At 51.2% G+C, this 26664-nt stretch carries 24 protein-coding genes; 9 read left to right on the top strand and 15 right to left on the bottom strand.

Features of this window, described 5'->3' with window-relative positions:
• Positions 1–160: 160 nt before the first annotated feature.
• Entirely contained in the window at positions 161–703 is a 543-nt protein-coding gene (locus ABD028_RS18380) for a BON domain-containing protein (RefSeq protein WP_343846898.1), read from the top strand.
• 117 nt (positions 704–820) lie between these two features.
• Complete coding sequence (locus ABD028_RS18375; RefSeq protein WP_343846896.1) at positions 821–1507, top strand: SDR family NAD(P)-dependent oxidoreductase; 687 nt, start codon at positions 821–823, stop codon at positions 1505–1507.
• A gap of 14 nt (positions 1508–1521) precedes the next feature.
• Here the strand turns inward: ABD028_RS18375 and ABD028_RS18370 are convergent, their stop codons facing one another.
• Together ABD028_RS18370 and ABD028_RS18365 are read right to left on the bottom strand one after the other, a co-directional pair.
• Positions 1522–2364, bottom strand: a complete 843-nt coding sequence (locus tag ABD028_RS18370; protein WP_343846894.1) for a lysophospholipid acyltransferase family protein — start codon at positions 2362–2364, stop codon at positions 1522–1524.
• On the bottom strand, positions 2357–2605 hold the full coding sequence (locus ABD028_RS18365) for an acyl carrier protein (protein ID WP_343846892.1): 249 nt from the start codon (positions 2603–2605) through the stop codon (positions 2357–2359). Before ABD028_RS18365 ends, ABD028_RS18370 begins: the two co-directional genes overlap by 8 nt.
• A 292-nt stretch (positions 2606–2897) precedes the next feature.
• Between ABD028_RS18365 and ABD028_RS18360 the strand changes: the two genes are divergently transcribed.
• A complete protein-coding gene (locus tag ABD028_RS18360; protein ID WP_343846890.1) occupies positions 2898–5060 on the top strand; it encodes a diguanylate cyclase in 2163 nt (720 codons plus the stop codon).
• Here the strand turns inward: ABD028_RS18360 and ABD028_RS18355 are convergent.
• The 3 genes from ABD028_RS18355 to ABD028_RS18345 form a co-directional block, all read right to left on the bottom strand.
• Positions 5049–5399 (bottom strand): OmpA family protein, encoded by a 351-nt coding sequence (locus tag ABD028_RS18355; protein WP_343846888.1) that lies wholly within the window; start codon positions 5397–5399, stop codon positions 5049–5051. The genes ABD028_RS18360 and ABD028_RS18355 overlap by 12 nt on opposite strands.
• Positions 5400–5490: 91 nt before the next feature.
• Positions 5491–5706, bottom strand: a complete 216-nt coding sequence (locus ABD028_RS18350) for an EF-hand domain-containing protein (RefSeq protein ID WP_343846886.1) — start codon at positions 5704–5706, stop codon at positions 5491–5493.
• A gap of 343 nt (positions 5707–6049) precedes the next feature.
• The gene (locus tag ABD028_RS18345) at positions 6050–7675 is read right to left on the bottom strand and encodes a methyl-accepting chemotaxis protein (RefSeq protein WP_343846884.1); all 1626 of its coding nucleotides are present in this window, start codon (positions 7673–7675) and stop codon (positions 6050–6052) included.
• Positions 7676–8079: 404 nt separating this feature from the next.
• Here ABD028_RS18345 and ABD028_RS18340 point away from each other — a divergent pair, with 404 nt between their 5' ends.
• Complete coding sequence (locus ABD028_RS18340) at positions 8080–8895, top strand: putative porin (protein ID WP_343846883.1); 816 nt, start codon at positions 8080–8082, stop codon at positions 8893–8895.
• A 365-nt stretch (positions 8896–9260) separates the two neighbouring features.
• Here ABD028_RS18340 and ABD028_RS18335 read toward each other — a convergent pair whose 3' ends face one another.
• From ABD028_RS18335 to ABD028_RS18325, 3 genes are all read right to left on the bottom strand, one after another.
• The gene (locus ABD028_RS18335) at positions 9261–11144 is read right to left on the bottom strand and encodes a PhoX family protein (protein ID WP_343846881.1); all 1884 of its coding nucleotides are present in this window, start codon (positions 11142–11144) and stop codon (positions 9261–9263) included.
• Between the two features lie 139 nt (positions 11145–11283).
• Entirely contained in the window at positions 11284–12147 is an 864-nt protein-coding gene (locus tag ABD028_RS18330; protein ID WP_343846879.1) for a universal stress protein, read from the bottom strand.
• Entirely contained in the window at positions 12147–13634 is a 1488-nt protein-coding gene (locus ABD028_RS18325) for a SulP family inorganic anion transporter (protein WP_343846877.1), read from the bottom strand. The genes ABD028_RS18330 and ABD028_RS18325 overlap by 1 nt, the downstream gene beginning before the upstream one ends.
• Positions 13635–13898: 264 nt before the next feature.
• On the opposite strand from ABD028_RS18325, the gene ABD028_RS18320 reads away from it, so the two are divergent.
• Both ABD028_RS18320 and fghA read left to right on the top strand, forming a co-directional pair.
• On the top strand, positions 13899–15017 hold the full coding sequence (locus ABD028_RS18320; RefSeq protein WP_343846875.1) for an S-(hydroxymethyl)glutathione dehydrogenase/class III alcohol dehydrogenase: 1119 nt from the start codon (positions 13899–13901) through the stop codon (positions 15015–15017).
• A 265-nt stretch (positions 15018–15282) separates the two neighbouring features.
• Complete coding sequence (fghA, locus tag ABD028_RS18315; protein WP_343846873.1) at positions 15283–16137, top strand: S-formylglutathione hydrolase; 855 nt, start codon at positions 15283–15285, stop codon at positions 16135–16137.
• Positions 16138–16189: 52 nt separating this feature from the next.
• Here the strand turns inward: fghA and ABD028_RS18310 are convergent, their stop codons facing one another.
• The 6 genes from ABD028_RS18310 to ABD028_RS18285 all read right to left on the bottom strand — a co-directional run bounded on the left by ABD028_RS18310 (position 16190) and on the right by ABD028_RS18285 (position 21772).
• A complete protein-coding gene (locus ABD028_RS18310) occupies positions 16190–16846 on the bottom strand; it encodes a tetratricopeptide repeat protein (RefSeq protein ID WP_343846871.1) in 657 nt (218 codons plus the stop codon).
• Positions 16843–17649, bottom strand: coding sequence for an SDR family oxidoreductase (locus tag ABD028_RS18305; protein WP_343846869.1), 807 nt, complete (start codon positions 17647–17649; stop codon positions 16843–16845). The genes ABD028_RS18310 and ABD028_RS18305 overlap by 4 nt, the downstream gene beginning before the upstream one ends.
• A gap of 8 nt (positions 17650–17657) precedes the next feature.
• Positions 17658–18329 (bottom strand): iron-containing redox enzyme family protein, encoded by a 672-nt coding sequence (locus tag ABD028_RS18300; RefSeq protein WP_343846867.1) that lies wholly within the window; start codon positions 18327–18329, stop codon positions 17658–17660.
• Positions 18316–19773 carry an AMP-binding protein gene (locus ABD028_RS18295; protein ID WP_343846865.1) on the bottom strand — a complete coding sequence of 486 codons (1458 nt, stop codon included), beginning with the start codon at positions 19771–19773 and terminating at the stop codon, positions 18316–18318. The genes ABD028_RS18300 and ABD028_RS18295 overlap by 14 nt, the downstream gene beginning before the upstream one ends.
• Entirely contained in the window at positions 19773–20459 is a 687-nt protein-coding gene (locus tag ABD028_RS18290) for a thermostable hemolysin (RefSeq protein WP_343846864.1), read from the bottom strand. The genes ABD028_RS18295 and ABD028_RS18290 overlap by 1 nt, the downstream gene beginning before the upstream one ends.
• Positions 20460–20569: 110 nt before the next feature.
• On the bottom strand, positions 20570–21772 hold the full coding sequence (locus ABD028_RS18285) for a XylR family transcriptional regulator (protein ID WP_102797768.1): 1203 nt from the start codon (positions 21770–21772) through the stop codon (positions 20570–20572).
• A 184-nt stretch (positions 21773–21956) separates the two neighbouring features.
• On the opposite strand from ABD028_RS18285, the gene xylB reads away from it, so the two are divergent.
• The 3 genes from xylB to ABD028_RS18270 all read left to right on the top strand — a co-directional run bounded on the left by xylB (position 21957) and on the right by ABD028_RS18270 (position 25477).
• A complete protein-coding gene (gene xylB, locus ABD028_RS18280; protein ID WP_343846861.1) occupies positions 21957–23408 on the top strand; it encodes a xylulokinase in 1452 nt (483 codons plus the stop codon).
• A 98-nt stretch (positions 23409–23506) separates the two neighbouring features.
• The gene (gene xylA / locus ABD028_RS18275) at positions 23507–24826 is read left to right on the top strand and encodes a xylose isomerase (protein ID WP_343846859.1); all 1320 of its coding nucleotides are present in this window, start codon (positions 23507–23509) and stop codon (positions 24824–24826) included.
• A gap of 249 nt (positions 24827–25075) precedes the next feature.
• A complete protein-coding gene (locus tag ABD028_RS18270) occupies positions 25076–25477 on the top strand; it encodes a hypothetical protein (protein ID WP_343846858.1) in 402 nt (133 codons plus the stop codon).
• 92 nt (positions 25478–25569) lie between these two features.
• On the opposite strand, the gene ABD028_RS18265 is transcribed toward ABD028_RS18270, so the two are convergent.
• Entirely contained in the window at positions 25570–26502 is a 933-nt protein-coding gene (locus ABD028_RS18265; protein WP_343846857.1) for an aldose epimerase family protein, read from the bottom strand.
• Positions 26503–26664 lie beyond the last annotated feature (162 nt).

Below are 26664 nucleotides of genomic sequence, written 5' to 3'. Positions count from 1 at the left end.
TCCCACTGCTAAATCTCAGATTGCAATAAAAACTGTCACCTTATGGCAACATCTCATATCGGGGGAAAACAAATATCCCTTAAATATCAACATCTTAAAAAGTGGCATCATTCTCGCTACAGTCATCATGAGTTCAATGACCAAGTCAAAGGAGACGATGATGAAACTCACAACAACCCTGATGACCCTGACAATGCTTGCAGCCCCTGTAGCCATAGCGGGCGAAAATAACTGGGAAAAAGGTGCCAAGGATGCCTGGATTGACGGTAAGGCTGAAACCACTTTACTGCTCAACACCAACCTGAATTCCTTCGACATCAATACGGATGTGAAAGATGGTGTGGTTGTGCTGACAGGTAAAGTGGACAGCGAGGTCGATAAATCCCTGGCCAGTGAGCTGATTGAAAGTCTGGACGGCGTGAACAAAGTCGATAACAGACTGGAAGTGATGTCCAAAGACAAGCCCAGCGAAATGGCGCAAACCCTGACGGATTCCAAAGTAGTAGCAGTGGTGAAGACCAGGCTACTGATTGAATCCGAGGTAACAGGTACAGATATTAATGTGGATGCCAAGCAAGGCGTAGTGACGCTAGAAGGCACAGTGGCCAGCGATGCCGAACGCGATCTGGCGATCACTATTGCCAAAAACACTAGTGATGTGAAGAAGGTAGTGGATAAACTGGAAGTGGTTGAAAAATCTTAACATCACCACGCTTAAAGGCCCATTCGTCCGGATGGGCCTTTTATATTACTGAGCCTCACTGCCTTCTAGCAGCTAAACTAGAACGAACTGATCTAGACCGCACTATCTCTGCAAATTATGACTCAGCCAACCAGAACCGCACTTGTGACCGGTGCCAATCGGGGCATAGGTTTTGAAATAGCTAAAGCATTAGCAAATGCCGGCAATATCAAAGTCTTGATTGCTGCAAGAACAGAAGACTCGGCAGAAAAAGCCGCGCGCACCATTGGTCAGGGGACTGTTGGCGTAGAGCTGGACCTGCTGAACAAACCGGAGCAGCGTGTCCAGGCCATTTCCCAGGTATTAGGCCCCATAGATATATTGGTTAATAACGCTGGCATTTTATTTAATCAGGATGCCTTGAATACCGAGCGGCACGAATTGGAAATGTCACTGCAGGTAAACACTATTGGGCCCTTCCTGCTAGCCCGGATACTGGGTAAGAGTATGCAGCAAAGAGGCTGGGGGCGGATCGTTAATCTGACCTCAGGCTGGGGCACCTTCTATGAGGGTTTAAATGGGCCTGCGGCATACGCTATCAGTAAAGCCGCCCTGAATGCCATGACAGTGTGCATGGCCAGAACGTTGGGCGACAAAGTTAAAGTCAATGCCGCTTGTCCGGGCTGGGTACGCACCGATATGGGGGGCCAACATGCCCCGCTGTCTGCCCAGCAGGGTGCAGACACGCCGGTATGGCTGGCTCAGTTACCGGATGATGGCCCCACAGGTGGTTTGTTTCGTCGCCGCCAGCAGTTGCAGTGGTGACCTGCAGAGCTGGACTAGGTGCGCCAGCGATTAAACGACCAGTACCACTGTTCAGGGTAGCTGAGAATAATTTGTTCAAAGCGTTCATACAGTTTACGGGTGACCAACTCAAAAGCCGTTTTATTACGCTCAACGGGCTGATGCATAAAAGGTTCAATAAACACCTGATAGCGGCCCTCTTGTGTTTTCACTCCCCAGGCCAGCAGTAATGGCGTGCCAGCAAAAGCGCTTAGCATGGCCGCACCAGCCGGCGCTCTGGTTTCCCGGCCAAAAAAATGTACATTGATATCTTCCGCATACAGGTCGGCATGTAAGGTCACGACCGCGCCTTGTTTAACCTGATTTAACAGCTTAACAAAAGCCCCGGGCTGCTTTTTTTCCACATAGCCAATCCCGGCTTTTTGATAGGGATTGTGCTTTGGGTCGATAAAATTGGGCAGATGCGACAATGTGGTTGAACGACCAGTGAGTCGCTGCAATGCCAGCGGAACCAACTCGTAACAGCAGGTATGCAGCGTTACTACGCAAAGCCCCTTGCCTGAAGCGAGATACTGGGCAGCCTGCTCGTCACAATGTATATCCATCTCCAGTTCTGCCAGGTTTAAACAATCCAGCAAGCCCTGAATAATGCCAGTGTAAGATTGCCGGACCATAGTCCGCCGCTGCTGATCAGACAACGAAGGTAAAGCCAGAGCGAGATTGTTTATCGCGCGTTTGCGCGTGCGGCTGGACAGCCGCAGAATGATTCTGGCCAGCATGCCAGCCAGCAAAGGCCGGCGCGCAGCCGGAATACGCGCCAGATACTTCATCAAGCAAAGCGCCAGGCGATGTCGAAGCTTATGTTTCGGCCTAGGCATACTCGATACTCTTTTGGATGAATTCGCTCAGATTTGCCATGTCACTGAAGGTCTCAGCATCAAAATCTGCATCTTGCAAATCCACATCAAATCGCAGCTCTAACTCAGTGATAAGCATCATCAAGGCCATCGAATCAAATTCTGCTATAGCCCCCAGCAACAGGGTGTCGGCCTGAAAATCTTGTGCGGGCCTGGCCAATATTTCACCTAGTATCTCTGCCAACCTTTGTTGAACTTCCATTGTCTGATTCCTGAATTGAAACTAGTGGCATGATAGAGGCGGGACCGATATAGATCCGTAGTAAAACTGTCAGGTTGTGTAGCCAAGTGTTGGAAATTGTACTGTTGAAGGTAGAACCAAAATGGCGGGCACTGACGGCTTAACAGATATAGCGGGGGGCTTTACTGATATACTTATGCTCAGATCTTGGCTCATGGTTTTGGATGTTACGCCGTTGTCCCAGCAAATTAACTTCCCCCGGGTTTTAAAGCCGTTCATTTTGGTATGTTATATAACACTAGCATGCCAGGTCATGGCATTGTCCGAACATCCAGCAGCCAGCAACAGCAACAGCAATGACGACTCTATGGTGCGTGATTTGGCGTCTTTGCAACGCATCAAACATTCCCAACCATCTGAGGCTCTGTTGCAAACACAACAATGGCTTGAACAACTCACCAATGATGACCCGCTGCAATTGCCCCTGACCCTCCAGTTGGCTGAAATTCACTACCTGCTGGACAACCTGGACCAGGCCAATGTTATGGTTCAGCATCTGTGGGAGATGGCCCAGCGTGCGCATTCGATTACTTATCAGGCAAGCGCCCTGAAATTAAAATCTATGTTAGCCCGAAGCCGGGCAGAATATGTAAGCGCACGCCAATATTTGCTGGAAGCCAAACAGCTGTTAGCTGCGCAACCTGACACTGGCCTGCAAGCAGAACTCTTATATGAGAATGCCATTCTGGATTTCTTTCAGGGACAAATAGAACAAGCTCTGAACTCTGTCCAACTAGCTAAGCGGTCATTTATGCAGTCCGAAAACTTACGAATGCAGGGTAAAGCCGAAAACATTATCGGCATTCTTTTGGGCACCCAGGGGCGCTATGAAGAATCGCTGCAGGCAATGCTTAGCGCACTGGACATTGCAGAGAAGCTCAGCGACGGCAATACGCAAACGGCATTGCTGAACAATATCGCAGTCACTTTGCAAAAGCTTGATGACAGCCAGGGTGCTATCCGTACCTATCAGCAGGCACTGGCACTAGCCCAAAAAATGGGTGACAAACAAAGCGAAGCCCTGGCTCTGGTCAACCTTGGCAGCAGCCATCTGAGCCTCGAACAATGGCAAATCGCCCAGGACTACTCAACACAAGGATTGAGATTGGCCAGAGAATTAAATGCCCGGGTGACTATTGCCAGGGCACTCAATAATCTGGCGCAGGTGGCCAGGCAACAAAACCAGCCCAGACAAGTTTCTGCACTTGCCGAAGAGGCGTTGGAAATCGCCGAACAAACCGGTGATACCAGTGCTTTAGCGGGTCCGTTAAATCAGCTGTTTTGGGTACATATGCAGACCCGCTCATATCAGGCAGCACTGGCCATGGCAGATCGCCTCTACCATCTGGCCATACAACACAGCGATGAAGAAAATCAGGCCGATGCGCTGGCCATGCGCACCCAGGCTTATACTGCGATGCAGCAACCTCAATTGGCCCTGACTGCGCTACAGGAACAAATGAGCATACAACAAAGGTTGTCAGAGCAGCAGAACAATCGGCAATTAGCCGCGATGCGCAGTCGCTTTGAAGCCACACAAAAGGACCTTGAAATTACTAAGCTTACCCAGCAGCAAAAGCTGCAAGCCGTTGAACTGGAAAAAGCCAAGCTTGAATTACAAAGTCGCCAGGCTCAGCGCAATGTCATGATGCTTGCTATGCTGGCTGCATTTTTGTTGTTCTTTATGCTTTACCGACGTTGGAACCAAACGCGCCTGACCCGTCATCTGGTAGCTGAAGTGGCAAAGCGTACAGAGGATTTAAAACGTAAAAACCTGGAATTGAAAAGTGCCTATGAGATTGTTGAGCAGAGAAGCCTGACCGATGAGTTAACCGGCCTGCGTAACCGGCGTTATCTGCTCAAACATTTGCCGCAAAATAGTTCGGCCCCTTCAGGCCATTGGCTGTTCTTCCTGATGGACATTGATCATTTTAAACAAATTAATGACACATTCGGCCATGCAGCAGGTGATTTAGTTTTAGTGCAAATGGCGGAACTTCTGGGCACGGTGTTCAGGAAAACGGACTACCTGATTCGCTGGGGTGGCGAAGAATTTCTTATCATGGTGCAGAGTCAGTCACTTAGCAGTGCAGCAGACTATGCCCAGCGTCTGCGCAATTTGGTGGCAAGCTTCAATTTCAATATTGGTCAGGCTGAACCACTAAAGGTCACATGTTCCATTGGCTTTACCAATTTGCTAACACAGAATGTACAACTCTGGAGTCAGGCCATCGAGCTGGCAGACCGGTGTTTATATAGTGCCAAACACAGCAGCAGAAATGCCTGGGTAGGACTGCTGATGGATTCTCCATGTGCTGCCACGCTGACCAAGCTGCTGCGTAATCCAGAGCTGTCAAACGAACAACAGGGCGTCATGCTGGCGTCTTCTGTCTCAAACAAACTCTTATGGCATTGATTTGATCAATACCGTCATGGCAGATCCACAGAGTGATGGGTGTGGTGCCGAGACATGAGGCTCCTCGACTATATGCAGCAATCCAGGCCGAATCCCCAGAGCAATCAGCTCCCTTTTTACCGCTTCGGCTCTGGCTAAGGCCAGACTGGCAGGTAAACATTTTCCGGTACCATCATCACAATAACCATAGATAAGGGCCAGAGACTGTGGATTCTGCTTAATCAGATCCGCTTGCTGGAATAGCTTGCCTACCTCTGTGGTGGCTATTCTTGCGCCGCCACTGGGGAAACTGACCAGAAGCTCTTTCAGGGCTCGTCTTTGCATGTGGAGAGGGGACATACGACGGTCTCCGATATTGTATTTTTCTGAATCCTTGGAGAAATGAACGTGCGCCCGTCCTCAGGCGCACGCTGGTTGGGAAGGGTACAACTTAGTTGCTTTGATATTTGTCAAACTCAGCGCGTGAGATCTGGCCGTCACCGTCTGTGTCGTACTCGTCAAATGCTGCAGCCAGACGACTTTCAGCCGCTGCCTCTGCCTTACTAATTGCACCGTTACCGTCCTTGTCCAGGGCAGCAAAAAGGTCGCTAGTGGCAAATGCGCCCATGGCAGGCAGGAAGAACAAAATAAATGCGAACTTTTTCATAACTTTCTCCTTTGACTTTGTAGTCCCGGCCAGCAGATTGGTTGAGGGTCAGCCGGGCAGGCAATATTGCCTGGTTCACGATAACGGTTTGTTTTGTTACCGCTTGCAAAGGACATTACAACTTCGATGCCAACTTTTATTTTTCTTTAAAAATCATGCGGATAGGCATTCCATCTACTACCAGACCGATGATATCTGTCGCCTGATTACAACATCAATTACCAGGATTTTATTTTTACCTTTTAAATCAAAAAGATAGCCTGTCATCTATCCGAAACACAAGGCATTCAGGCCTGTCATTGTGGCGTTCTGGAAGGTTGAGGGCGGTCAATGCCGCCCGCAACTATATTCGAAACACAGATACCTGGCCCTGCAACGTCACGGCCAGCCGAGACAGATCGTCACTGGCCTGGGCATTCTGGTTGGAGCTATCGGTGACCAAGGCAATACTGGAGCTGAATTCATTGACATTGGCACTAATTTCATTCGCCACGGTAGTTTGCTCTTCCGTGGCGGTGGAGACTTGTATATTCATATCCGCAATAGTGGTTAGCGAAGTAATAATTTCTTTTAACACCAGTGAGGACTCTTCTGCATGGCTGACACTGTCTGATGCCATTTGCTGAGCCTGGCTCATACTGTCTACGGCCTCCCCGGCTGCCACCTGCAGTTTGCCAATCATTTCACTGATGGACTCGGTGGCCTTTTGGGTATTATGCGCCAACTGCCGAACTTCGTCGGCCACGACGGCAAATCCTCGCCCGGAATCCCCGGCTCTAGCCGCTTCAATGGCGGCATTTAACGCCAACAAATTAGTCTGTTCAGCCACATTCTGAATCAATTGCACGACCTGATTGATGTCATTGGCCTGACTATGCAACTGCTGAATCACTTCGGTACTGCGGTTCACCACCGCAGACAGTTGATTAATCGACTGGATATTCTGCTGTACTTTGCCCTGCCCGAGCTGCGCCTGTTCATCGGCGTCATTGGCTTTTTGTGATGTCAGCAGGGCATTTTGCGCCACTTCCTGGATCGCCGCGGTCATTTCTGTCACAGCCGTGGCAATCTGGGTACTTTGATGCTCCTGCTCGGTGGCAGTACTGGCCACCTGGGTACTGATGGCATGCATTTCTTCAGCGGATGCTGCTAAGGTGCTGGAAGCCTGAATTACTTCTTTTACTAAGCTATGCAGACGCTCCAACATTTGGTTAAAGCCTTCGGCTGTTTGGGCAATTTCATCTTTACCTATCACCTTAGCCCGCAGGGACAGGTTAGCTGACTGGGCAATATCAGTAATGGTGTTTTTCAAACCAACAAGCGGGTTATTAACAGAACGGTAAATGACCCAGGCCACAACCAGCATCAGGATGAAAAGCACCGCAATTTTGATGATAAACATGGTGACAGTGCTTTCATAGTCGCGGGCAACCTGTTGACGAAACGCATTGGCTTCATCCAATTGCAACTGAATAAGCTCTGCATAACCAGCACTTAGCGGGTCGAAAGCCTGATACAGTTCCCTGACAAACTGATTAGGCTCCACACCGGCCAGGGCGCCTTGCTCCAGCATACGCCTGTAATCGCCAATCTTGCTCAACACACCGGTTAAACTGGCTTCAACCTGACGCACAAGATCAGCTTCGCGCTGCGTCAGCTGAGTGGATTTGTATGCCTGCCACTCTTTATCCGCCAGATCTTGTGCCGCCTGCAAACGCCGGCGCAATTCATCCTGACTAATCACCCCTGCCCGGTATTTGTGCAGGATATCAACGATCTCTACCGCATAATTGTCTGACACCACTTTAATCTGTTGCAGTGGCACTACTCTGTCATTGTACAAACTGTCAATTTGATGATTCAGCTGCCTGAGATCCTGTAAGGAATTAACGGCGGATAAGGCGAAGAAAAACAGCGGCAGTGCGACCAGTATGACTAACCGCACTTTAACCGAAAGTTGATTGAGCATGATGTGTTCTCTTGTCACAGGGGCAAACTACATCCTTAGCTTATGTCCTCCCGGCAAATGATTTTTTGTCCGAGATCAGTCCTTTAGCACTTGGGACTAGTTCAGTGTATGCCACAGTCTGATAGTTCTCCAATCGAATCCCGGATTTCATCAATCATATAAACAGCAGGCGTAGTGGCGGACCCCATCAAAGGTATTCAGGGCCCAGATTGAATTAAGAAAAAGTAATGAAAAAACACAAGCAATATACAAATATGACAAAATTATTACAGTCAAGATGAAAAAGAAATCAGTTGATACAATTCCCCCTCAGGTCACGCCATTTATTACTTTAAATCTCAAACATGGCTGGGTAGGATGCGCCCCGCAAACTTGTTTGCAATAAAAAATGACTAAGGAACATCATGAAAAAAATTAATGTAGTGCTTACTTCTCTTCTACTTGCTTCTTCCACAGTAACGGCACAAGAATATCAACTGTTCAGCGAACTGAACTATAACCGTACCGAAGTGGGTAAGCTGGATAACGATATCCTGGGTATCGGCGCCACTTACTACTTCGATAAGCGTGCGGTATTGGGCCCATTGGCTGAACTGTCCTACATCAACGATAAAAGCAACGTTTATGGTGCTTACCTTGACGCCGAAGGCGATGTAAACGCGCTGAATGTAGGCGGCGAACTGTTTTACAATAATTTCCTGATTGGTGCCGAGTACACTCGTTCCGAAGTAGGCAGTGAAGATTATGACAGCTCCACTGTGACGTTGGGTTACCTGATCAACCCCAATTTCCTGATTAAAGCCGACTACACTGACCAGGAGCACGGCGGTTATGCCACATTTGGCGCACAGTACACCCATCAACTGGGTGGTGTTGACTATGTTGGTTTTAGCGTGAGCACCGATGATGAATTCGATGTTTGGGAAGCTTCGACCAAATACTTCGCTGGGCTGGGCCAGGACCGCTTTATTGCAGCCGAACTGTCAGTAACAGACAACGATGAAGATACTGACTGGGGTATCAGTGGTGATTACTACTTCACTACGATGACATCTGTAGGCCTGAGCTATGATGACCTGAATGACAATAATGTCTGGGGTATCAATGCCAAGCATTACTTCACCAACAATTGGGCAGTATCTGCAGAATACAAAAACACCGATATCACTAAAGACCATGATGCAGATTTTTACAGCATCAGCCTGATCGGTCAGTTCTGATAAGTCAGTAGTCTGAGGGTTAACAAGCGGAGCAACAGCTCCGCTTTTTTATGTCCAAGGATGGACGGTATGCCGCGGTGACATGGATGTCAAAGAGCGGCGATGTCCAGGGATGGACGGTATGACGATGTTGCAGGGAACACTCATCGGCGATGTCCAGGGATGGACGGTATGACGATGTTGCAGGGAACACTCATCGGCGATGTCCAGGGATGGACGGTATGCCGCGGTGACATGGATGTCAAAGAGCGGCGATGTCCAGGGATGGACGGGCAGAATAACCGCTCCTGCGTTTTCTGCACTTCCGCCGTCCATGGTGGTCGTATTCTGATGTGGCAGGGAGCAATCGTCGGCGATGTCAGCCCTCAACTGCCGATTCGTCCACCACCTTGTTTGGTAATCACCATCACAGAAGGTCGTGGTGGCATATCGTCCCTGAAATCCGGCCAACGGGTTTTGGGATTATCATAGCTGCTGCCGTCGCCCGGGTGCTGTACCGAACAGAAAAAATTCTGCGCATCCGGGGTAAAAAACGGACCGCACAATTCTGCCCCCATTGGCGTACGTAAAAAGCGTTTGGTCAGGGCGCGGTTTTCACCCGTGACTTCGGTTGCCCAAACGCCATCAGCCACCCCAAAAGCTTCCGCACCGTCGGTGGCAATCCATAAATTACCCAGGTTATCAAAGGCACAGTTATCCGGGCAGGCCAGCCACCCATTATCACTGATATTGGCATGGTAATGAGTCCCGGCGTCACCCTTGCGACCCGCAACCAGAAGCAGATCCCAACTAAAACTATCGGCACTGTGATCGCCCTGTGGCGGAGTCAGTTCCAGCACCTGCCCGGCCAGATTTTTGGCTCTGGGATTGGGCCCATCGGTTTGCGCTTCGGTACGTCTGCTATTGTTGGTCAGCATCACATACACCTGACCGGTCACCGGATTCACTTCCACGTCCTCGGGCCTGTCCATTGGCGTCGCACCCAGCAGGTCGGCGGCCTTGCGGCAATCCAGCAGGACATCGGCCTGGCTTTGGAAACCGTTTTCTGTAGTCAACGGTCCCTGACCAAATACCAGTGGCAACCACTGCATGCTGCCATTGTCTGCAAAGCGGGCACAATAAAGCGTACCTTCATCCAGCAGGCTTAGATTGGCTTTGCGGTTATCAGGCTGGTAACGCTCTTTACTAATAAAACGGTACAGATATTCAAATTGCTGATCATCGCCGCTGTAAGCCACCACCCGGCCGTCGCGATTAATAAATACATTTGCGCCTTCGTGCTTATATCGGCCCAGGGTGGTGCGCTTTTTCGGCACAGAATGGGGATCATAAGGGTCAATCTCCACCACCCAGCCTACATGTAGAGGTTCGCTGGGGTTTTCACGCATATCCCAGCGTTTGTCCAGTAACCCCCAGCTAGTGTGAAACACTTCCTGCATACCAAAGCGCTGGTAGTTTTCCACTTCGCCGCTTTGGCTGAAGTCACCGCCAAAGAAGTTGTCCACATTCTCTTCACCGGTGAGTATGGTGCCCCAGGGGGTGACGCCGCCAGCGCAATTGCCATAGGTGCCGCGGGTTTTAACGCCATCGGTACTATATTGACTGTGAAGTCGCTGACTGCCTGCCGCTGGGCCGGTCATTTGCATCGGTGTATTGGGGGTAATACGCCGGTTATAGGCAGAATCCAGTACCAACTGCCATTGGCCGCTGCTGTGCTTTTTAATCTCCACCACGCTCAGACCATGGGCGGCAATATTCACCTTAATTTGCTCTTCGCTGAGCTGCAACTCATCTGGTGAACCAGGGAACATCATGCCCGAGCGGCAGTATTCGTGATTCACCACCAGCAGCCCATGTTCAGAGCTGTCTGACCCCATGGGCAAAGGGACAAAGCCGATAAAATCGTTGTTGTAGCCAAATTGCCTGAGCTGATGCTGTTCAGTCTGATTGGCCGGATCAAAACGCGGCGCATCAGCAAAAAGCGGGTCACCCCAACTCACCAGCACCTGGGCATTGTAACCTTGTGCGACGGTAAAGTGGGCATCCAGGGCATGGGGCAGCTCTTTAAACGTTAGTGTGCTGCTGGCACTCATGCCTTGGCCTCTGCCACTTGCCGCCATAGTGCCTGCACAACCTGACAGCACGGCAGCCGCGCCACTCAAGCCTAAGCCTTTAAGGGTGCTTCGGCGTGACAAACGTACGGCAAGGATAGATTGAAAATCGGGGGAAGTTAGGGGCTTTTGCGACATTGATGTCTCTGCTACTTGTCCATGCTGCACAGCCTCGTTTATGCAACGGGCCAGTGCAGGATTAAAAGCGCATAAGACTATAACGGCAAGATGACAGCGGCGTGACATCTAAATGACAAACCGCTGATATTTTTGGAAATTATCTTAACAGTAACAGTGGGACCCTGGCTTGCCCCAGCATTTTCAGGGTAAAGCTGCCCAGTAACATTTCCCGTAAACGGCTATGCCCAAACGACCCCATCACCTGCAGCTGAATGCCGTGTTGCTGCTGGTAGGCCAGCAGTTCCTGGTCAGGAATACCATGCAGATTAGCCTGGATAACCTGCAATTCTGATACTTCCAGACTTTGCGCCCCGCGCTGAAGTATCTCTTTGCTTTTATCCGCGTCATCCCCCACATACACCAGATGGCAAGTCATGCCCTTAAACAAAGGACTGCTGGTTAATAGCTCCAATGCGCGGCAGGCCGCTTTGCTGCCGTCATAAGCGAGCATAATACGTTGTGGCTGCTCAAAATCGCGGTTTACCACCAGAATAGGGCGATGCAGTGAGCGCAATACCGTTTCCAGTTGATTGCCTAAGCGTCCGGGCTGATTGGCATGATCCTCGCCACGAATGCCCAGCGCCAATACGCGGATCTCATCTTCCAGCTCGACCAGGGTCTCGGTCAGGCTGCCATGGCGCTGGCACAAAAGCGGCTCTTCGATCCCCATGGATTGGGCCCTGCTCCTGGCATTGTCCAACAGCAGTTTACCCTGTTCGAGCAAAATCTTACTGCGCTTGGCTTCCATTTCTGACAATTCCACCAACAAGTGCTCACGACTGCCCAGCCCGATATTGCCGGATAAATCCGACACCATGACCGGCTCACGGTGCTCCAGATTGTGCAGCAACTTTAGCGGTGCGCCTACCCGCCCAGCCATCCAGGCCGCATAATCGGTCACCGCGGCGCTGATAGCAGAGCCGTCAATCCCCGCCAGCACTTTCCTGTTGTCATTTGCCATTAATGTAAAACCTTTTCAATATCTTCTGGCTTATCATGCTTACCAAAACGATCCACGATAGTTTCACTGGCCTTATTCAGACCAATCAGCTCCACTTCGGCCCCTTCACGGCGAAACTTGAGCACGACTTTATCTAGGGCGTCCACCGCAGAAATGTCCCAGAAATGGGCACGGCTTAAGTCTATCACTACTTTATCAATGACTTCCTTGAAGTCAAAACCGGCAGCGAATTTGTCTGCGGAGTTAAAAAATACCTGCCCCACCACTTTATAGGTGCGAGTGCTGTTATTGCTGTCCAGACTGGCATCCAGATACAGAATGTGACTGACCTTGTTGGCAAAAAACAAGGACGCCAGCAACACCCCAACAAACACACCATAGGCCAGGTTATGGGTGAACACCGTAACCAATACGGTAGCCAGCATCACAATGTTGTACGACAGAGGATAGGTTTTCAGTTTAACCACAGAGTCCCAGCTAAAAGTACCAATAGACACCATAATCATCACCGCGACCAATGCCGCCATTGGGATCTGTCGGATCCAGTCACTCAGGAACACCACCATAATCAGCAGAAACACCCCGGCCACCAGTGTAGACAGACGTCCACGTCCACCGGATTTGACATTGATAACCGACTGACCAATCATCGCGCAACCGGCCATTCCGCCCAGCAAGCCGGCACCAATATTGGCAAAGCCCTGGCCTTTACATTCACGATTTTTGTCGCTCTGCGTATCGGTCAAGTCATCCACTATGGTTGCCGTCATCAGGGATTCCAGCAGTCCCACCACGGCCAGTGCGGCAGAATAAGGAAAGATAATTGCCAGGGTATCAAAATTCAGCGGCACCTCTGGCCACAGAAAAACCGGCAGGGTATCCGGCAGCTCGCCCATATCCCCGACGGTGCGAATATCCAGCCCCAGCAGCAGATATACCGCCGTCATGGACAAAATACACACTAAGGGTGACGGGATAACTTTGCCAATTCTCGGCACATGGGGAAACAGGTAGATAATCCCCAGCCCGGCCGCCGTCATGGCGTACACATGCCAAGTGACATTGGTCAGTTCGGGTAGCTGCGCCATGAAAATCAGGATAGCCAGTGCATTGACAAAGCCAGTGACCACAGAGCGGGACACAAAAGACATCAGGCTGCCCAGCTTCAGATAGCCGGCCAGAATCTGCAATACCCCGGTCAGCAACGTCGCGGCCAGCAAATACTGCAAACCATGCTCTTTTACCAGTGTCACCATGACCAATGCCATCGCCCCGGTTGCAGCGGAAATCATGCCAGGTCGGCCGCCAATAAAAGCAATAATGGTGGCGATACAAAAAGATGCGTACAACCCCACTTTGGGGTCAACACCTGCAATAATGGAAAAAGCAATGGCTTCAGGGATTAAGGCCAGCGCCACCACCAGACCTGCAAGCAGATCGGCGCGCACATTACCAAGCCAATCCTGTCGGGTTGAGTGTAAAAGCATAATATTCCTGCGGAGTTTAATGTCGGCCTAAGGGTCTGTCCCCAAGCATAGGCCAAAGGTACAACTTGTCAGCCAATTCACCTTGTCAGGTTAAAGCGGCGTCGGTCGAAGGGCGCGATCATACGGATTGACCGCTTTTACCGCAACTGCCCGCCGAATGTCATTGAACAGCGTAAAAACTGCGACAACTGAGGTTATATCCTGGCAAATGCTTGTTAGACTTAAGCTTTTGAATCTGGCCAACAACCTATAGGGAACCCAGTTATGCAAACTATCAAAACCCGAGCCGCTGTCGCCTGGGAAGCAGGCAAGCCCTTATCCATTGAAGAAGTGGATTTAATGCCGCCACAAAAAGGCGAAGTACTGGTACGTGTAGTGGCCACTGGTGTTTGCCACACCGATGCCTTTACCCTGTCAGGTGAAGATCCTGAAGGTATTTTCCCGGCTATTTTGGGTCATGAAGGAGCCGGTATTGTGGAAGCCGTGGGCGAAGGTGTCACCACGCTGGCGGTAGGTGACCACGTTATTCCCTTATACACCCCGGAATGTGGCGAGTGTAAATTCTGCAAGTCAGGTAAAACCAACCTCTGTCAGGCCATCCGCGCTACTCAGGGTAAAGGGCTGATGCCCGATGGAACCACCAGATTCAGTAAGAATGGCCAGCCTATCTACCATTATATGGGCACCTCAACCTTTGCCGAGCATACCGTGGTACCGGAAATCGCCCTGGCCAAAATCCCCAAAGATGCACCGCTGGAAAAAGTCTGCCTGCTGGGCTGCGGCGTGACAACCGGTATGGGTGCGGTAACCAATGCCGCTAAAGTACAAAAAGGCGATACCGTTGCGGTATTTGGCCTGGGTGGCATCGGCTTATCGGTGCTGATTGGTGCCCGCATGGCTGGAGCCGGGCGTATCATTGCCATCGATATCAACGAAGACAAATTTGACATTGCCAGACAACTTGGCGCTACCGACACGGTCAATCCAAAACACTATGACAAGCCGATTCAGGAAGTGATAGTGGAAATGACCGACGGCGGCGTGGATTACTCCTTTGAATGTATCGGCAATGTCCATGTAATGCGTTCAGCCCTGGAATGCTGCCATAAAGGCTGGGGGGAGTCGGTGATTATCGGTGTGGCCGGGGCCGGCCAGGAAATCTCGACCCGTCCCTTCCAACTGGTTACCGGCCGGGTATGGCGTGGCACTGCCTTTGGTGGCGTCAAAGGCCGCAGTCAGTTGCCCGAGTATGTACAGCGCTATATGAATGGCGAATTTGAGCTGGATACCTTTATCACTCACACCATGGGCCTGGAAGACATTAATAAAGCCTTTGAATTAATGCACGAGGGTAAGTCCATTCGTAGTGTTATCCACTACTAAATTTACTCTGCGTTTTTTAATACTTTTGAGCAGAACTAATGTCACCACAAAGGCACGAAGAGCACAGAGATTACACAGAGTTTCGGGGGCTCTGAGCGACCTCAGCAGCTCTGTGAGATGTATTTTTATGTTTGAAGCCTTCGGCTGATATGGAATGTATCTCGCTAGAACGCAGACTGCGCGAAGAGATACTCGCAGAAAGGTTATTCCCTTAAACAACTCTGTGCGCTCTGTGCCTCTGTGGTTAAAGTAATGAGGGTGATATATGGATAATTTAAAGGAATTAAGCAGTGTAAAGACATTTGGCGGCTGGCAGAAGCGTTTCAGCCACCCATCTGCAGTGCTTGATTGTGATATGCAGTTTTCGGTCTTTGTACCGCCACAAGCCGAGCAGGGACATCCCCTGCCGGTGCTTTACTGGCTATCGGGTCTGACCTGCACAGATGAAAACTTTTCCACTAAGGCCGGTGCGCAGCGCCTGGCTGCCGAGCTTGGCATCATGTTGGTGATGCCAGACACCAGTCCTCGCGGCGAAGGCGTGGCGGACGCGCCCGACGGCGCTTATGATCTGGGTCTGGGTGCAGGTTTTTATGTGAATGCCACCCAAGCGCCCTGGCAGCGCCACTACCAGATGTACGACTATGTCAGCACTGAGCTGCCGGCATTGCTGAATGCCAACTTTAAGCTGGGCAAGGCGGCTATTGCCGGGCACTCCATGGGCGGGCACGGTGCGCTGATCCTGGCGCTACGCCATCCACAGCGCTACACCTCGGTGTCGGCCTTTGCCCCGATTGTGAATCCGATGGATTGCCCCTGGGGGCAAAAAGCCCTGAGCGCCTATCTGGGAGAGGATCGCAACCAATGGCAGCAATACGATGCCTGTCATTTGCTGGCCAGCCAAAGCCACTTTTCATTACCCATGTTAGTGGATCAGGGCCTGGCCGATAACTTTCTCGATACGCAAAAACTCAGCCGCCCCTTACAGCTGGTTTGTCAGCAACAGGGAATCGAGGCGCAATTCCGTTACCATCAGGGCTATGATCACAGCTACTACTTTATTGCCAGCCTGATTGACGACCACCTGCGTTTTCATGCACAGCATCTGAGTCTGACAGAATGAAAAAAGCCGGTGTCTGTACACCGGCCTTTGTTAGCCATTTGCCAGGATAACCTTAACGGGTCAGTTTCTTTTCAACCTTGGCCAGAAGCAGATCAATTTCCTTCTGCCTGGAGCTGTCGGCAAACTCGCGGTTCGGGCGCGGCTGCGCTTGTTTAGCCAGCAGCAGATATTCCCTGGCCTTGGCGTATTTGCCATCATCAAATAAAAATTCTGCATAAAAATAGTTTGGATCAATGCCTTCAGGATTAAGCGTCAAGGCCTGTTTCAGCAGCTTTTCCGCCTTTTTATCACTGCCAAAACTGATGGGCCAACCAGGTAATTTGTGGTAAAGCACACCGAGGCTGGTCATTGCTGAGCCACTTAACGCCGTTTCATCCAGACTCATGGCTTTTTCAAAAGACTCCCGGGCCTGTTTAGCCAACCCCAGGGCATCCAATCCACCTTGCGCACCTGCTGCACTGGATTGACTGATGCCCAACCATATCCAGGCCTCAGCGCGGTCTGGCCAGGTTTGCGTCAGACCCTGCGCTTGGGCAATCAGTGCGTCGAAGCCTTTAAGCTTTTCTTCATCCTGTAAACTGTAGTTCACCACCGCCCATTGCTGCTGAACACCAAGCAACTCCGGCCATTCGTCTGCTTGTGCATATAGGCTCAGCGACAGTGAGACACCAGCCAAAAACATGGCAACCGTTCTTTTCAACATTTTCATACCAGGATCTCCTTAGCATGCTGTGCAGCAAATTTTTTGATAATGGGTAGTTTCTTGATCAGGGCATTGTCCACCAAAGAGGGAAATGCGCCGTTCAGACGAACAAAGAGCTTTTCCGGAAAACCAATAAAGACCCGGGGTTGCGAGGCAAGTAACTGAGCCTTCAGCGCCTGGGCAACCTTTTGTGGGCTGTCCACCTGATTACCAAGAGCCTGATTCATGGCCACCACCTCATCGCTGTTGATAGCGGTCTGTGTTGCCCGCGGCGCCAGATAAAACACCTTCACGGCACTGCCGGCCAGTTCGCGATACAGTGCTTCACTAAAGCCACGCAGACCAAACTTGCTGGCACAATAAGCACTCTGACAGGCAAAACCAATACTGCCAAAGGCCGAACCGACGTTGACAATATAAGCTTCGCTACGCTTTTGCAGCTGTGGCAGTAATGCTCGGGTTAGCAGCATGGGAGCCAGCAGGTTGGTTTGAATTGTTTGTTCCAGTTCCTCCGCAGAAACATGTTGCAACTCACCAAAAGGTGAGATACCCGCGTTGTTGATCAGCATACTGATGGCAGGAAAGCGTTTCAGTTCGCCAATTAGCGCTGCACGCCCCGCCGATCTGCCGATATCGCCTACCAGCACATGATGTATACCGGGCAAGCTGTCGGCCAGGCGCTGTAAACTCTGCTCGTCACGCCCTTGCAGGATCATTCGCACCCCAGATTCCGCCAATACCCTGGCAATAGCCTGCCCAATACCGCCGCTGGCGCCCGTGAGCAGACAAAGTTGATTAGACCAGTTCATAACCCCTCCTAAGCCGCGGCCGCCAAACCGTGACAAGCATCCAATTCATGGAAGATATTGCCGTACAGGCGGAAGAACATACGGGCCGCATGCAATATCACCTCTTGCTCAGCTGCATCGTCGATTTGGTTCATCAGATTTTCAAACAACACAATGTGTTCCTGGTCCAATGCACCATGGGAGCGTAAATAGCTAAAAGCCTTTGCTGGTAAGTCCAACTTGCCCTGAATCTGACTGGCGGCATTATCTGCCAGCGCGATGCTGGTCCCCTCCAGCACAAACACCATGCCAAAGAATGCCAGAGGATTAACCCGCTGCACCGAATCATAGGCATAGGCCACCATTAACTCAGTGGCAGCCGATGGCTTGCTCTGTCTGGCCTGCTGCTTATCAAATCCACAGGCAGCGATATCGTTGAGGATCCATTCCTGATGGCCCATTTCCTCTTCGATATATTCGCCGATGGCCTCACGCAGCCACTCCTTCGTTTCAGGCAAGCGGCTGCCCACTGCCATCAGCAACGGCACGGTGTGTTTTACATGGTGATAAGCCTGTTGCAGGAACGCCACATAGTCGTTCAGGTCAAACTCAGCGCGGAAACAGCGTTGGATAATCGGAGCAGAAAGCAGATATTCACGTTCTGCCCGGGTTTCAGTTTGCAATCTTTCATACAGCTTCATGGCAAGCTCCTGTTGAGGTTTCCATCTTAAAAAGGGCATCGATGTGCGCCTGAAAATGTGTGCATATAGCACTGCGCTTCAGCTTACCGTTGGCAGTGAAGACGCCCTTTCCAGCGACATCTGAAGCGTTAAGTCGTTGCCAGGTACGTACCTTGGCATAGTCAGGTAAACGTGCGTTCACTTGTTCAATCGCGCTACTGACAAGGGTGTCAGGCAGATCCTGACGAACCGGGATCAGCAACGCTGCACAAAAGGGTTGATTGTCACCAAACAACATCACGTGTCGGAATAAACCGCTGGCCAGCAATTCGGCTTCCACCCATTCGGGCGAGATATTTCGACCAAAAGAGTTAATCAGCAGATTCTTCATGCGCCCGTCAATACAGACAAAGCCATCTTCAATCTTGCCTTTGTCGCCGGTATGGACCTGGGTGGGGTACCAACTGTCTGGTTCATTCAGATAGCCAAGAAACAAGTTACCCCGTACCACGATTTCGTCATTCTCAATGCTCAGGCGATTATGTGCTAAAGGCTTGCCAACGCTGTCTATGCGATGGCAGTCAGGGGTATTCAGCGCTACCACCGACACACATTCACTCAACCCGTAGCCCTGATAGACCGGCAATCCTAAAGCACTGGCCTGCGCCAGCAGCGCCGGGGCGACTTTGGCGCCGCCGACCGCAATAAACTGTAATGACGACGGTGGCTGCCAGCCCTGAGCACAGGCTTGTACCAACACATTCAGTAATTCAGGGACCAGAATGACACTGGTCGGTTGCCACTGGCTGATTAGCGCCAGCATGGTCTGAATGTTCTGCAGTTGACTGCCAGAGCCCCCCCTTTGCGCATCGTTTGGCACAATCACCTTGCCACCTGCCAGTAACGGCGCATAAACACCGGCGATGTTTTCCAGCAAGGTCGCCAGTGGCAGTAAACATAAGTGCACAACATTCTGCATGGCCAGGCTGCCTACTATCGATTGAGCTGTCTTTTGCAATGCTGCATGGCTCAGACACACGCCTTTAGGCGTGCCGGTTGAGCCAGAGGTAAAAGTAATCTTGCCGGTCTCCTTTGGCATGTTTGCCACCAGCTCCGGCATCAGACGCTGCCAACAGAAAGTACCAAAGGGAAGATTCTCACTTTGTGGCTGGGCCGGCGTGATAAGCAGATCAATGGCAGCACTGTTAAGTAAATGCGAGAGTTGCGATTGACTGAAAAACACCGGTACCGGTACGCAGCAAATACCGGCTTGCTGACAAGCCAGGTCCATTAGCACCCACTCAATGCCATTGTCCAGCGCCAACGCAACATGACGCGCTTCCTGCGCCTTTAGCCAGGCGCTGCGAAGAGCCACCTGCTCGGCAAGCTGGCCATAGGTCAGGCTGGTGATGCCGTCACACAATGCCTGAGCTTCAAGTCTGGTGTTGTCTGTGAAAAACCACATCACAGCGCCCTCAGCTCGTTACTCAGAAGTTGAATGTCCGCGCAAAAAGAGGCAAACAACCCCGGCAACAGATCACGTTCCAGCATGGGTAACATGGCATCATTTAAATCCAGCGCCATGACCTGTGGCTGCGTTTGATAGTAGCTGCCCCAATCGTCATTGGACGGGGCCAGGCGGGCGGAATAGGCGTCGGTCAGATAAGTGAGCTTAACGCCTTCTTTGGCCAGTAAAGCAATCAGGTGATGAGTGCCACAAAACAGCAAATGGGTATAGTGATTCAGATATAACCCCACCGCCATGGCCATAAATAGCGGCAGCGTATAACGACGCGACAGGCCATACAGGTTGCCCACCTCAGCGACCCGCTCTGGTTGGGTGTAAATACCTTTTTGGGCCAGGCAGTCGAGCAAATCCGAAGATAAGTACTGTTGAATAAACAATGGGCTGCGGCCACTTCTCAGACCAAGCGCCGCCTGGTATTGCTGCCCTTTAATCGCCAGCAACATCGGCATAAAGTGATGAATATCTGCACCATAGGCTTTAGCAAACCCCTGATGAATAAAAGCTTCCAGCTGACCGCGGGATGGGCTGGATGGACGGGCACAACTCAGGCTCAATCCCTGGCCGGGGTTCACACTGGCATGACGTGCTATATCGCCACAATATTGTAAAACTTGCTGGTACATGGACAACTCCTATCACCGACTTCTGATAGGAAGTTATGCCGTCAAGCTTAACGAAAACTTAAGGCAGCAAAATAATCGAAAACTTTTCGCTGCTCCGGCTTGCCATCACCTCAGAAGTTCACCACCTGTGCGCTGGGTTTTATACCTTCGCTATGGCTGCTGCGATATTCTGTGGGAGTCTGGTCGAAGTGGCGTTTAAATACCGCATACATGTATTGCAGTGAAGGGTAGCCACAAATATTGGCGATTTCGGTTGGGCTCACCTGCGTATCACTCAACATCTTGCATGCCCGCCCCAGTTTCTGGTTATGTAACTCGGTATGAATAGAATGCCCCCGCTCGCTGCGAAAACGTTGTTCCAGATTGGAACGGGAAATACCCACAAAGTCGGTGACCTGCTCAACTTTGATGCCACGGGTAGCATGCTGACGAATGTAATGCATGGCCTGAATCACATAGGGATCTTTCAGGGCTTTAAAGTCGGTTGACTGTCTGGACGCAACGCCGGCCGGAGGCACCAGAATCTGTTTACGGCCAACCTGAATATTGCTGAGCTGCTTATGCAGCAACTTGGCCGCCTGATAGCCCATTTCAAAGCAGCCCTGGGTCACGGAGCTTAAGCTGATACGACTGAGAAAACGGGCAATATCATCATCGTCTATACCAATTATGGCAACATTATCCGGTACGATAAGACCTATATGGTCACAGGCCTGCAACAAGTGCCTGGCCCTGGAGTCGGTGACGGCCAGAATACCTATGGGTTTGGGCAGGCTCTGGATCCAGTCGGTCAAACGGTTCATGGCATATTGCCAGGTTTCGGGGCGGGTACAATGGCCCTGATAGATCTGGCATTCGTAGCCGTCTTTGGCAGTTAATTCACTGATGGCCGCTTCCCGCTCTCTGGCCCAGCGGTGATTCTCATCAATGGGCACACTGTAAAAAGCGAAACGCTCCAGGCCCTTTTGCTTCAGGTGTTCATACGCCAGTTTTACCAACGCATAGTTGTCGGTCGCCACATAAGGCACCGCAGGATAGTGGTTGGGGTTGCTGTAAGAGCCGCCAACGCCGACCACAGGTTTGTCGCTGCCTTTCAGGGCAAGCTGAATGTTCATATCATCAAAGTCGGCAATAATGCCATCGCCACTCCACTCATGAATATGTTCCAGGCGACACAAAAAGTCTTCTTCAAGGTAGACATCCCAGTCGGCTTTGGACGATTGCAGGTAATGGCCAATGCCTTCGATCACCTGACGATCGTAGACTTTGTTGGCATTAAACAGCAGGGTAATACTGTGTCTGGCTTTGAACATATTCCACCCAATTACCTTTTTTATTTTTTAACCATACATTAACAACCCTGTAGAATCATAGACTTTAGAGCGATTTTTCAAAGACGCAAAGCATAATTAACCATCCGTTTACGAAATTTCGTAATTGCTGTAGCGACCTGACTGACCAAGGATCTAAGCACTTTCATCGTTATTGGACGTGTACATGTACCTAGGCATCGACCTTGGCACTTCGGGTATCAAGGTAATAGTGCTGGCCGAAGACGGCCATATCGCCGACAGCGAGAGCCATCCCCTGTCGGTAACAAGACCCAGGGCACTGTGGTCAGAACAGGATCCCGAACACTGGTGGCAGGCGCTGGACCATTGCATGACACAACTGGCAGCCCGTCAGGCTTTATCCGGGGTCAAGGCCATCGGCCTGTCGGGGCAAATGCACGGGGCCACCCTGCTGGACGCAGACCATCAGGTTATCCGCCCGGCTATTTTATGGAATGATGGCCGCGCCCATGTCCAATGCCAACAACTTGAAGCCGAGGTACCCGACTCAAGGCAGATCACCGGTAACCTGGCCATGCCCGGATTTACCGCACCTAAGCTACTCTGGCTGCACCAGCATGAGCCACAGCAATTCAGTAGAATCGCCAAGGTATTGTTACCTAAAGACTATTTGCAATTCCGCCTGACCGGTCAGTTTGTGTCAGACATGTCAGATGCGGCAGGCACACTGTGGCTGGATGTCGCCAAGCGCTGCTGGAGTGAAAAAATGCTGGCTGCCTGTGGTTTGCAACCAGCGCAAATGCCCAGGTTGCTGGAAGGTAACCAGATTGCTGGTTATCTGCATCAGTCGCTGGCCACACGCTGGCATATGCCTGCCGTGCCAGTGGTGGCCGGAGCCGGCGACAATGCCGCAGGTGCGATTGGGGTCGGACTGGTACGCCCCGGTCAGGCCATGCTGTCACTGGGCACCTCAGGCGTATATTTTGCTGTCAGCGATGGCTTCTTGCAAAACCCGCAATCGGCTGTACACAGCTTCTGCCACGCCCTGCCCGGCACCTGGCATCTGATGTCGGTGATTCTAAGTGCGGCCAGTTGCCTGAGCTGGTACGCCGACAATATTGCCAAAACTGCAGTGCAAACGCTGCTGGACGAACTGCATGATTATCAGGCCGATGAAAAGGCGCCGCTGTTTTTACCCTATCTCAGCGGTGAGCGCACTCCGCACAACCAACCTCAGGCTCAGGGGGTATTTTTCGGTCTGACCCACCAAACCGAACGGGTGGATCTGACCTATGCCGTGCTTGAAGGTGTGGCCTTTGCCCTGGCCGAAGGGGCAGAGGTGTTACATGCCACAGGTTTGCTACCGGACGAGATCAGTTTGATTGGCGGTGGTGCGCGCAGCCCCTATTGGCGGCAATTACTGGCGGACACTTTAAACCGGCCACTGACTTTTCGCCAAGGAGGTGATGTCGGACCGGCACTGGGCGCAGCCAGACTGGCCCAACTGGCCATGCATCCAGAGCAGGCTGTCACAGACCTCTGTCCACCACCGCCAGTCGTCACCGTGCATCAACCCAACCCAACTGCACACAGCAGGCTGGCTAAGCGTTTAACCAGGTTCAAAGCCTTATATCAGGCTCTGGACAAACATTTCTGAGCAATGCGCAAAAGCACAAGAAAACTCTGAAAAAACATAATTGTTGGATAGCGGCTGATTGGCCACTATGCCCATATCAAAATTGACGGGAGAGCAGCATGGCTCAATATTTCGAGCAAATTAAACAGATCGCCTACGAAGGGCCAGACAGTACTAATCCGCTGGCGTTTAAACACTACAACGCCAATCAAATGGTGCTGGGTAAAAGCATGGCCCAGCACCTGCGCCTGGCGGCCTGCTACTGGCATAACTTCTGCTGGAATGGACAGGATGTGTTCGGCGCCGGTACTTTCAACCGTCCCTGGCTGGAAGCAGGCGATGCTATGGCCAGAGCAAAACAAAAGGCCGATATCGCTTTCGAATTTTTTAGCAAGCTGACTATTCCCTACTACTGCTTTCATGATGTCGATGTCGCGCCGGAAGGCAGCAACATCAAAGAGTATGTGAATAACTTCGCGCAAATGGTCGATGTACTGGAACAAAAACAGGCTGAGACCGGCACAAAACTGCTGTGGGGCACAGCCAACCTGTTCAGTAACCCGCGCTATGCAGCAGGCGGTGCGTCAAATCCCAATCCTGAGGTGTTCAGCTATGGTGCCACACAGGTATTCCATGCCATGAACGCCACTCATCGCCTGGGCGGTGAAAACTACGTGTTGTGGGGAGGCCGCGAAGGCTACGAAACCTTACTGAATACCGATTTACGCCAGGAGCGTGAACAGCTCGGCCGCTTTATGCAAATGGTGGTGGAGCACAAACATAAAATAGGCTTTAAAGGTACCTTGCTGATTGAACCCAAACCGCAAGAGCCCACCAAACATCAGTATGACTATGACAGTGCCACTGTGTATGGCTTTTTAAAGCAATATGGCATTGAAAACGAATTTCGTGTCAATATCGAAGCCAATCATGCCACCCTGGCCGGCCATTCGTTCCACCATGAAGTGGCCACGGCCATATCCCTGGGTATTTTCGGCAGTATTGATGCCAACCGCGGTGATGCACAAAATGGCTGGGATACTGACCAGTTTCCCAACAGTGTGGAAGAGCTGACCCTGGTGATGTACGAAATCCTCAAATCCGGCGGATTCACCACAGGTGGCTTTAACTTTGACGCCAAACTACGCCGCCAGAGTCTGGACAGATACGACCTATTTCATGGCCATATCGGCGGTATGGATCACCTGGCCATCGCCCTGAAAAAGGCGGCGTTATTACTGGAGAAAGACTTTCTTGCCGACGCTGTAGCCAACCGCTACAGTGGCTGGAACAGCGCTTTGGGCAAAGCCATACAAAGCGGTGAGCATAGTCTTGAATCCCTGGCATCCTTGGCGTTGGGCCAGGAGTTTAACCCGCAACCCGTTAGCGGACGCCAGGAATGGCTGGAGAATCAGATTAATCTGGTGCTGTTCCGCTAAGGTAACGCGTATTGTCGGCTTTTTTATATGCCCGGTCTCAACCGGGCACTGGTATGTTCAGGATGAACGGTATGCCGTGGGTTCATGGATGAACAGGAACGGCGATGTTCAGGATGAACGGTAAAGACTATAAGCAACTTCCTGGCAGTTTATCTGCAATACAAGCCTGCTTAATATATCGAAACAATCGATACTTGGGATTCATTCAACCTGCAGTTATAGTGTAGAAAAACACAAATAAATCATGGTATGCAGCATCCTCTTCCTTATCAAATGCAGGTGATCAATCAAGTTCTGTATGTGCGGCTATTTGGCGTTTGGTCCAGTGCCGTGGTGAGCAAGGTGATGCAGCAGCTACCTGAATTAATCTCCCCCATAGAGCATCAACCCTGGGCCGCATTGGTGGATATGCGTGACTGGATTATGCCAACCATGGAAGCACTCAGCGGCTTTGACCAAATCTACCAATGGTGTCTGGCCCATAATCAAACCCATGAAGCCACGGTCTGCAAACTGGAAATGCAGCGCCGCCTGGTAGCCGACGTCTCCAGCTATAATCAGGCATCACAGCTTTACACCCCCAGTATTGACAAGGCCGTTAGCTGGCTGAATCAAAAGGGCTTTACCTTCGAACTCCCATCAGCTGGATAGTACGCAATCAATACGCACCGGACTTGCAGGTTTGTGGCAGGCATCAGCAATAACGCTTCCATGCATCTGGCAAAGGCATAAACCCACTGCCGCTATTTATCTAACTGGTAGCACAACGTCGCGGCAAATGGCTTGTGCGGCTGACTGAAGTGAAATGGAAAGCCTATCTGATTGGGCGAGTCAGGAAAAAATTGCGGCTCCAGGCATAGCCCCTGGCGGGGTATAAAGGGGGTGCCAAGATGCTCGCCGGTATAAAACTGCAGCCCCGGATAATCCGCACTTACCGACAGTTGCAGTCGCTGATCCGGGCTGGTTAAGCTGGCTGCCGGTTGCTTAAGGCTGCCGCCGACCACAAAGTTGTGATCCACCACGGTGCCAGCAATCTGCCTGGGATATCGAAAGTCGAAGTTGCTGCCTTTAACACTGCGCAGTTCACCCGTGGGAATGCCCTGTGCATCAACCACCGCAAAATGCTCTGCATGGATTTGCAGATGATGGCCGTCCACCCTGCCCAAATCAGCGGACAAATTAAAATAAGGGTGCAAGGTCGGGCCAATCAGGCTGATTTGCGCGACTTCTGCCTGGATGCTCAGCCAAAGTCGGCTGTGATTGTCCAGTTCAAACTCCAGTTGATAGGTAACCGGACCAGGATAGCCGCCTTCCCCGTCCTGTTGTTGATATTGCAGTACAACATGAGTGTCACTCACGTCAAGACACTGCCATTGCACATGATGCAGCCCTTTAGCCCCGCCATGCAGGTGATTCGCTCCTTCGTTCTGCTGTAGCAGGTAAGTCTGTGACGCAATCTTAAGGCGGCCGCCGCCAATACGGTTGGCATAGGGCCCCACCAGCGCACCTAAATGATAAGGGTCGTTTTGATAATGCTGAACATCAGTGTACCCCAATACGATGCCACGTCTGCCGCTGCCAAGTCGGGTTGACCAGCTATGTAAACGTGCGCCCCAATCCAAAATCGCAACCGCGTCGCCGACCCGGTTGGTCAGGCGGAAAACCTTAACTGACATAGAAAGTCCGGCAAATAAATATCAGCCTAAAAGCCAGACACCTGGTTTTAAAGTGCGATTGTTGACTTGGCCGTTATGGAATTTCGCCACAAACATTCAGTACTCGACCACGAAATACAGATATTCACCGCAGAGGCGCAGAGAGTGCTGAGATTTCAAAGG

This window comes from Bowmanella denitrificans, assembly GCF_039522935.1.
GTDB lineage: Bacteria > Pseudomonadota > Gammaproteobacteria > Enterobacterales > Alteromonadaceae > Bowmanella > Bowmanella denitrificans.
The sequence above is the reverse complement of the archived record's forward strand: the minus strand, read 5'-3'. Positions and strand labels throughout refer to the sequence as shown.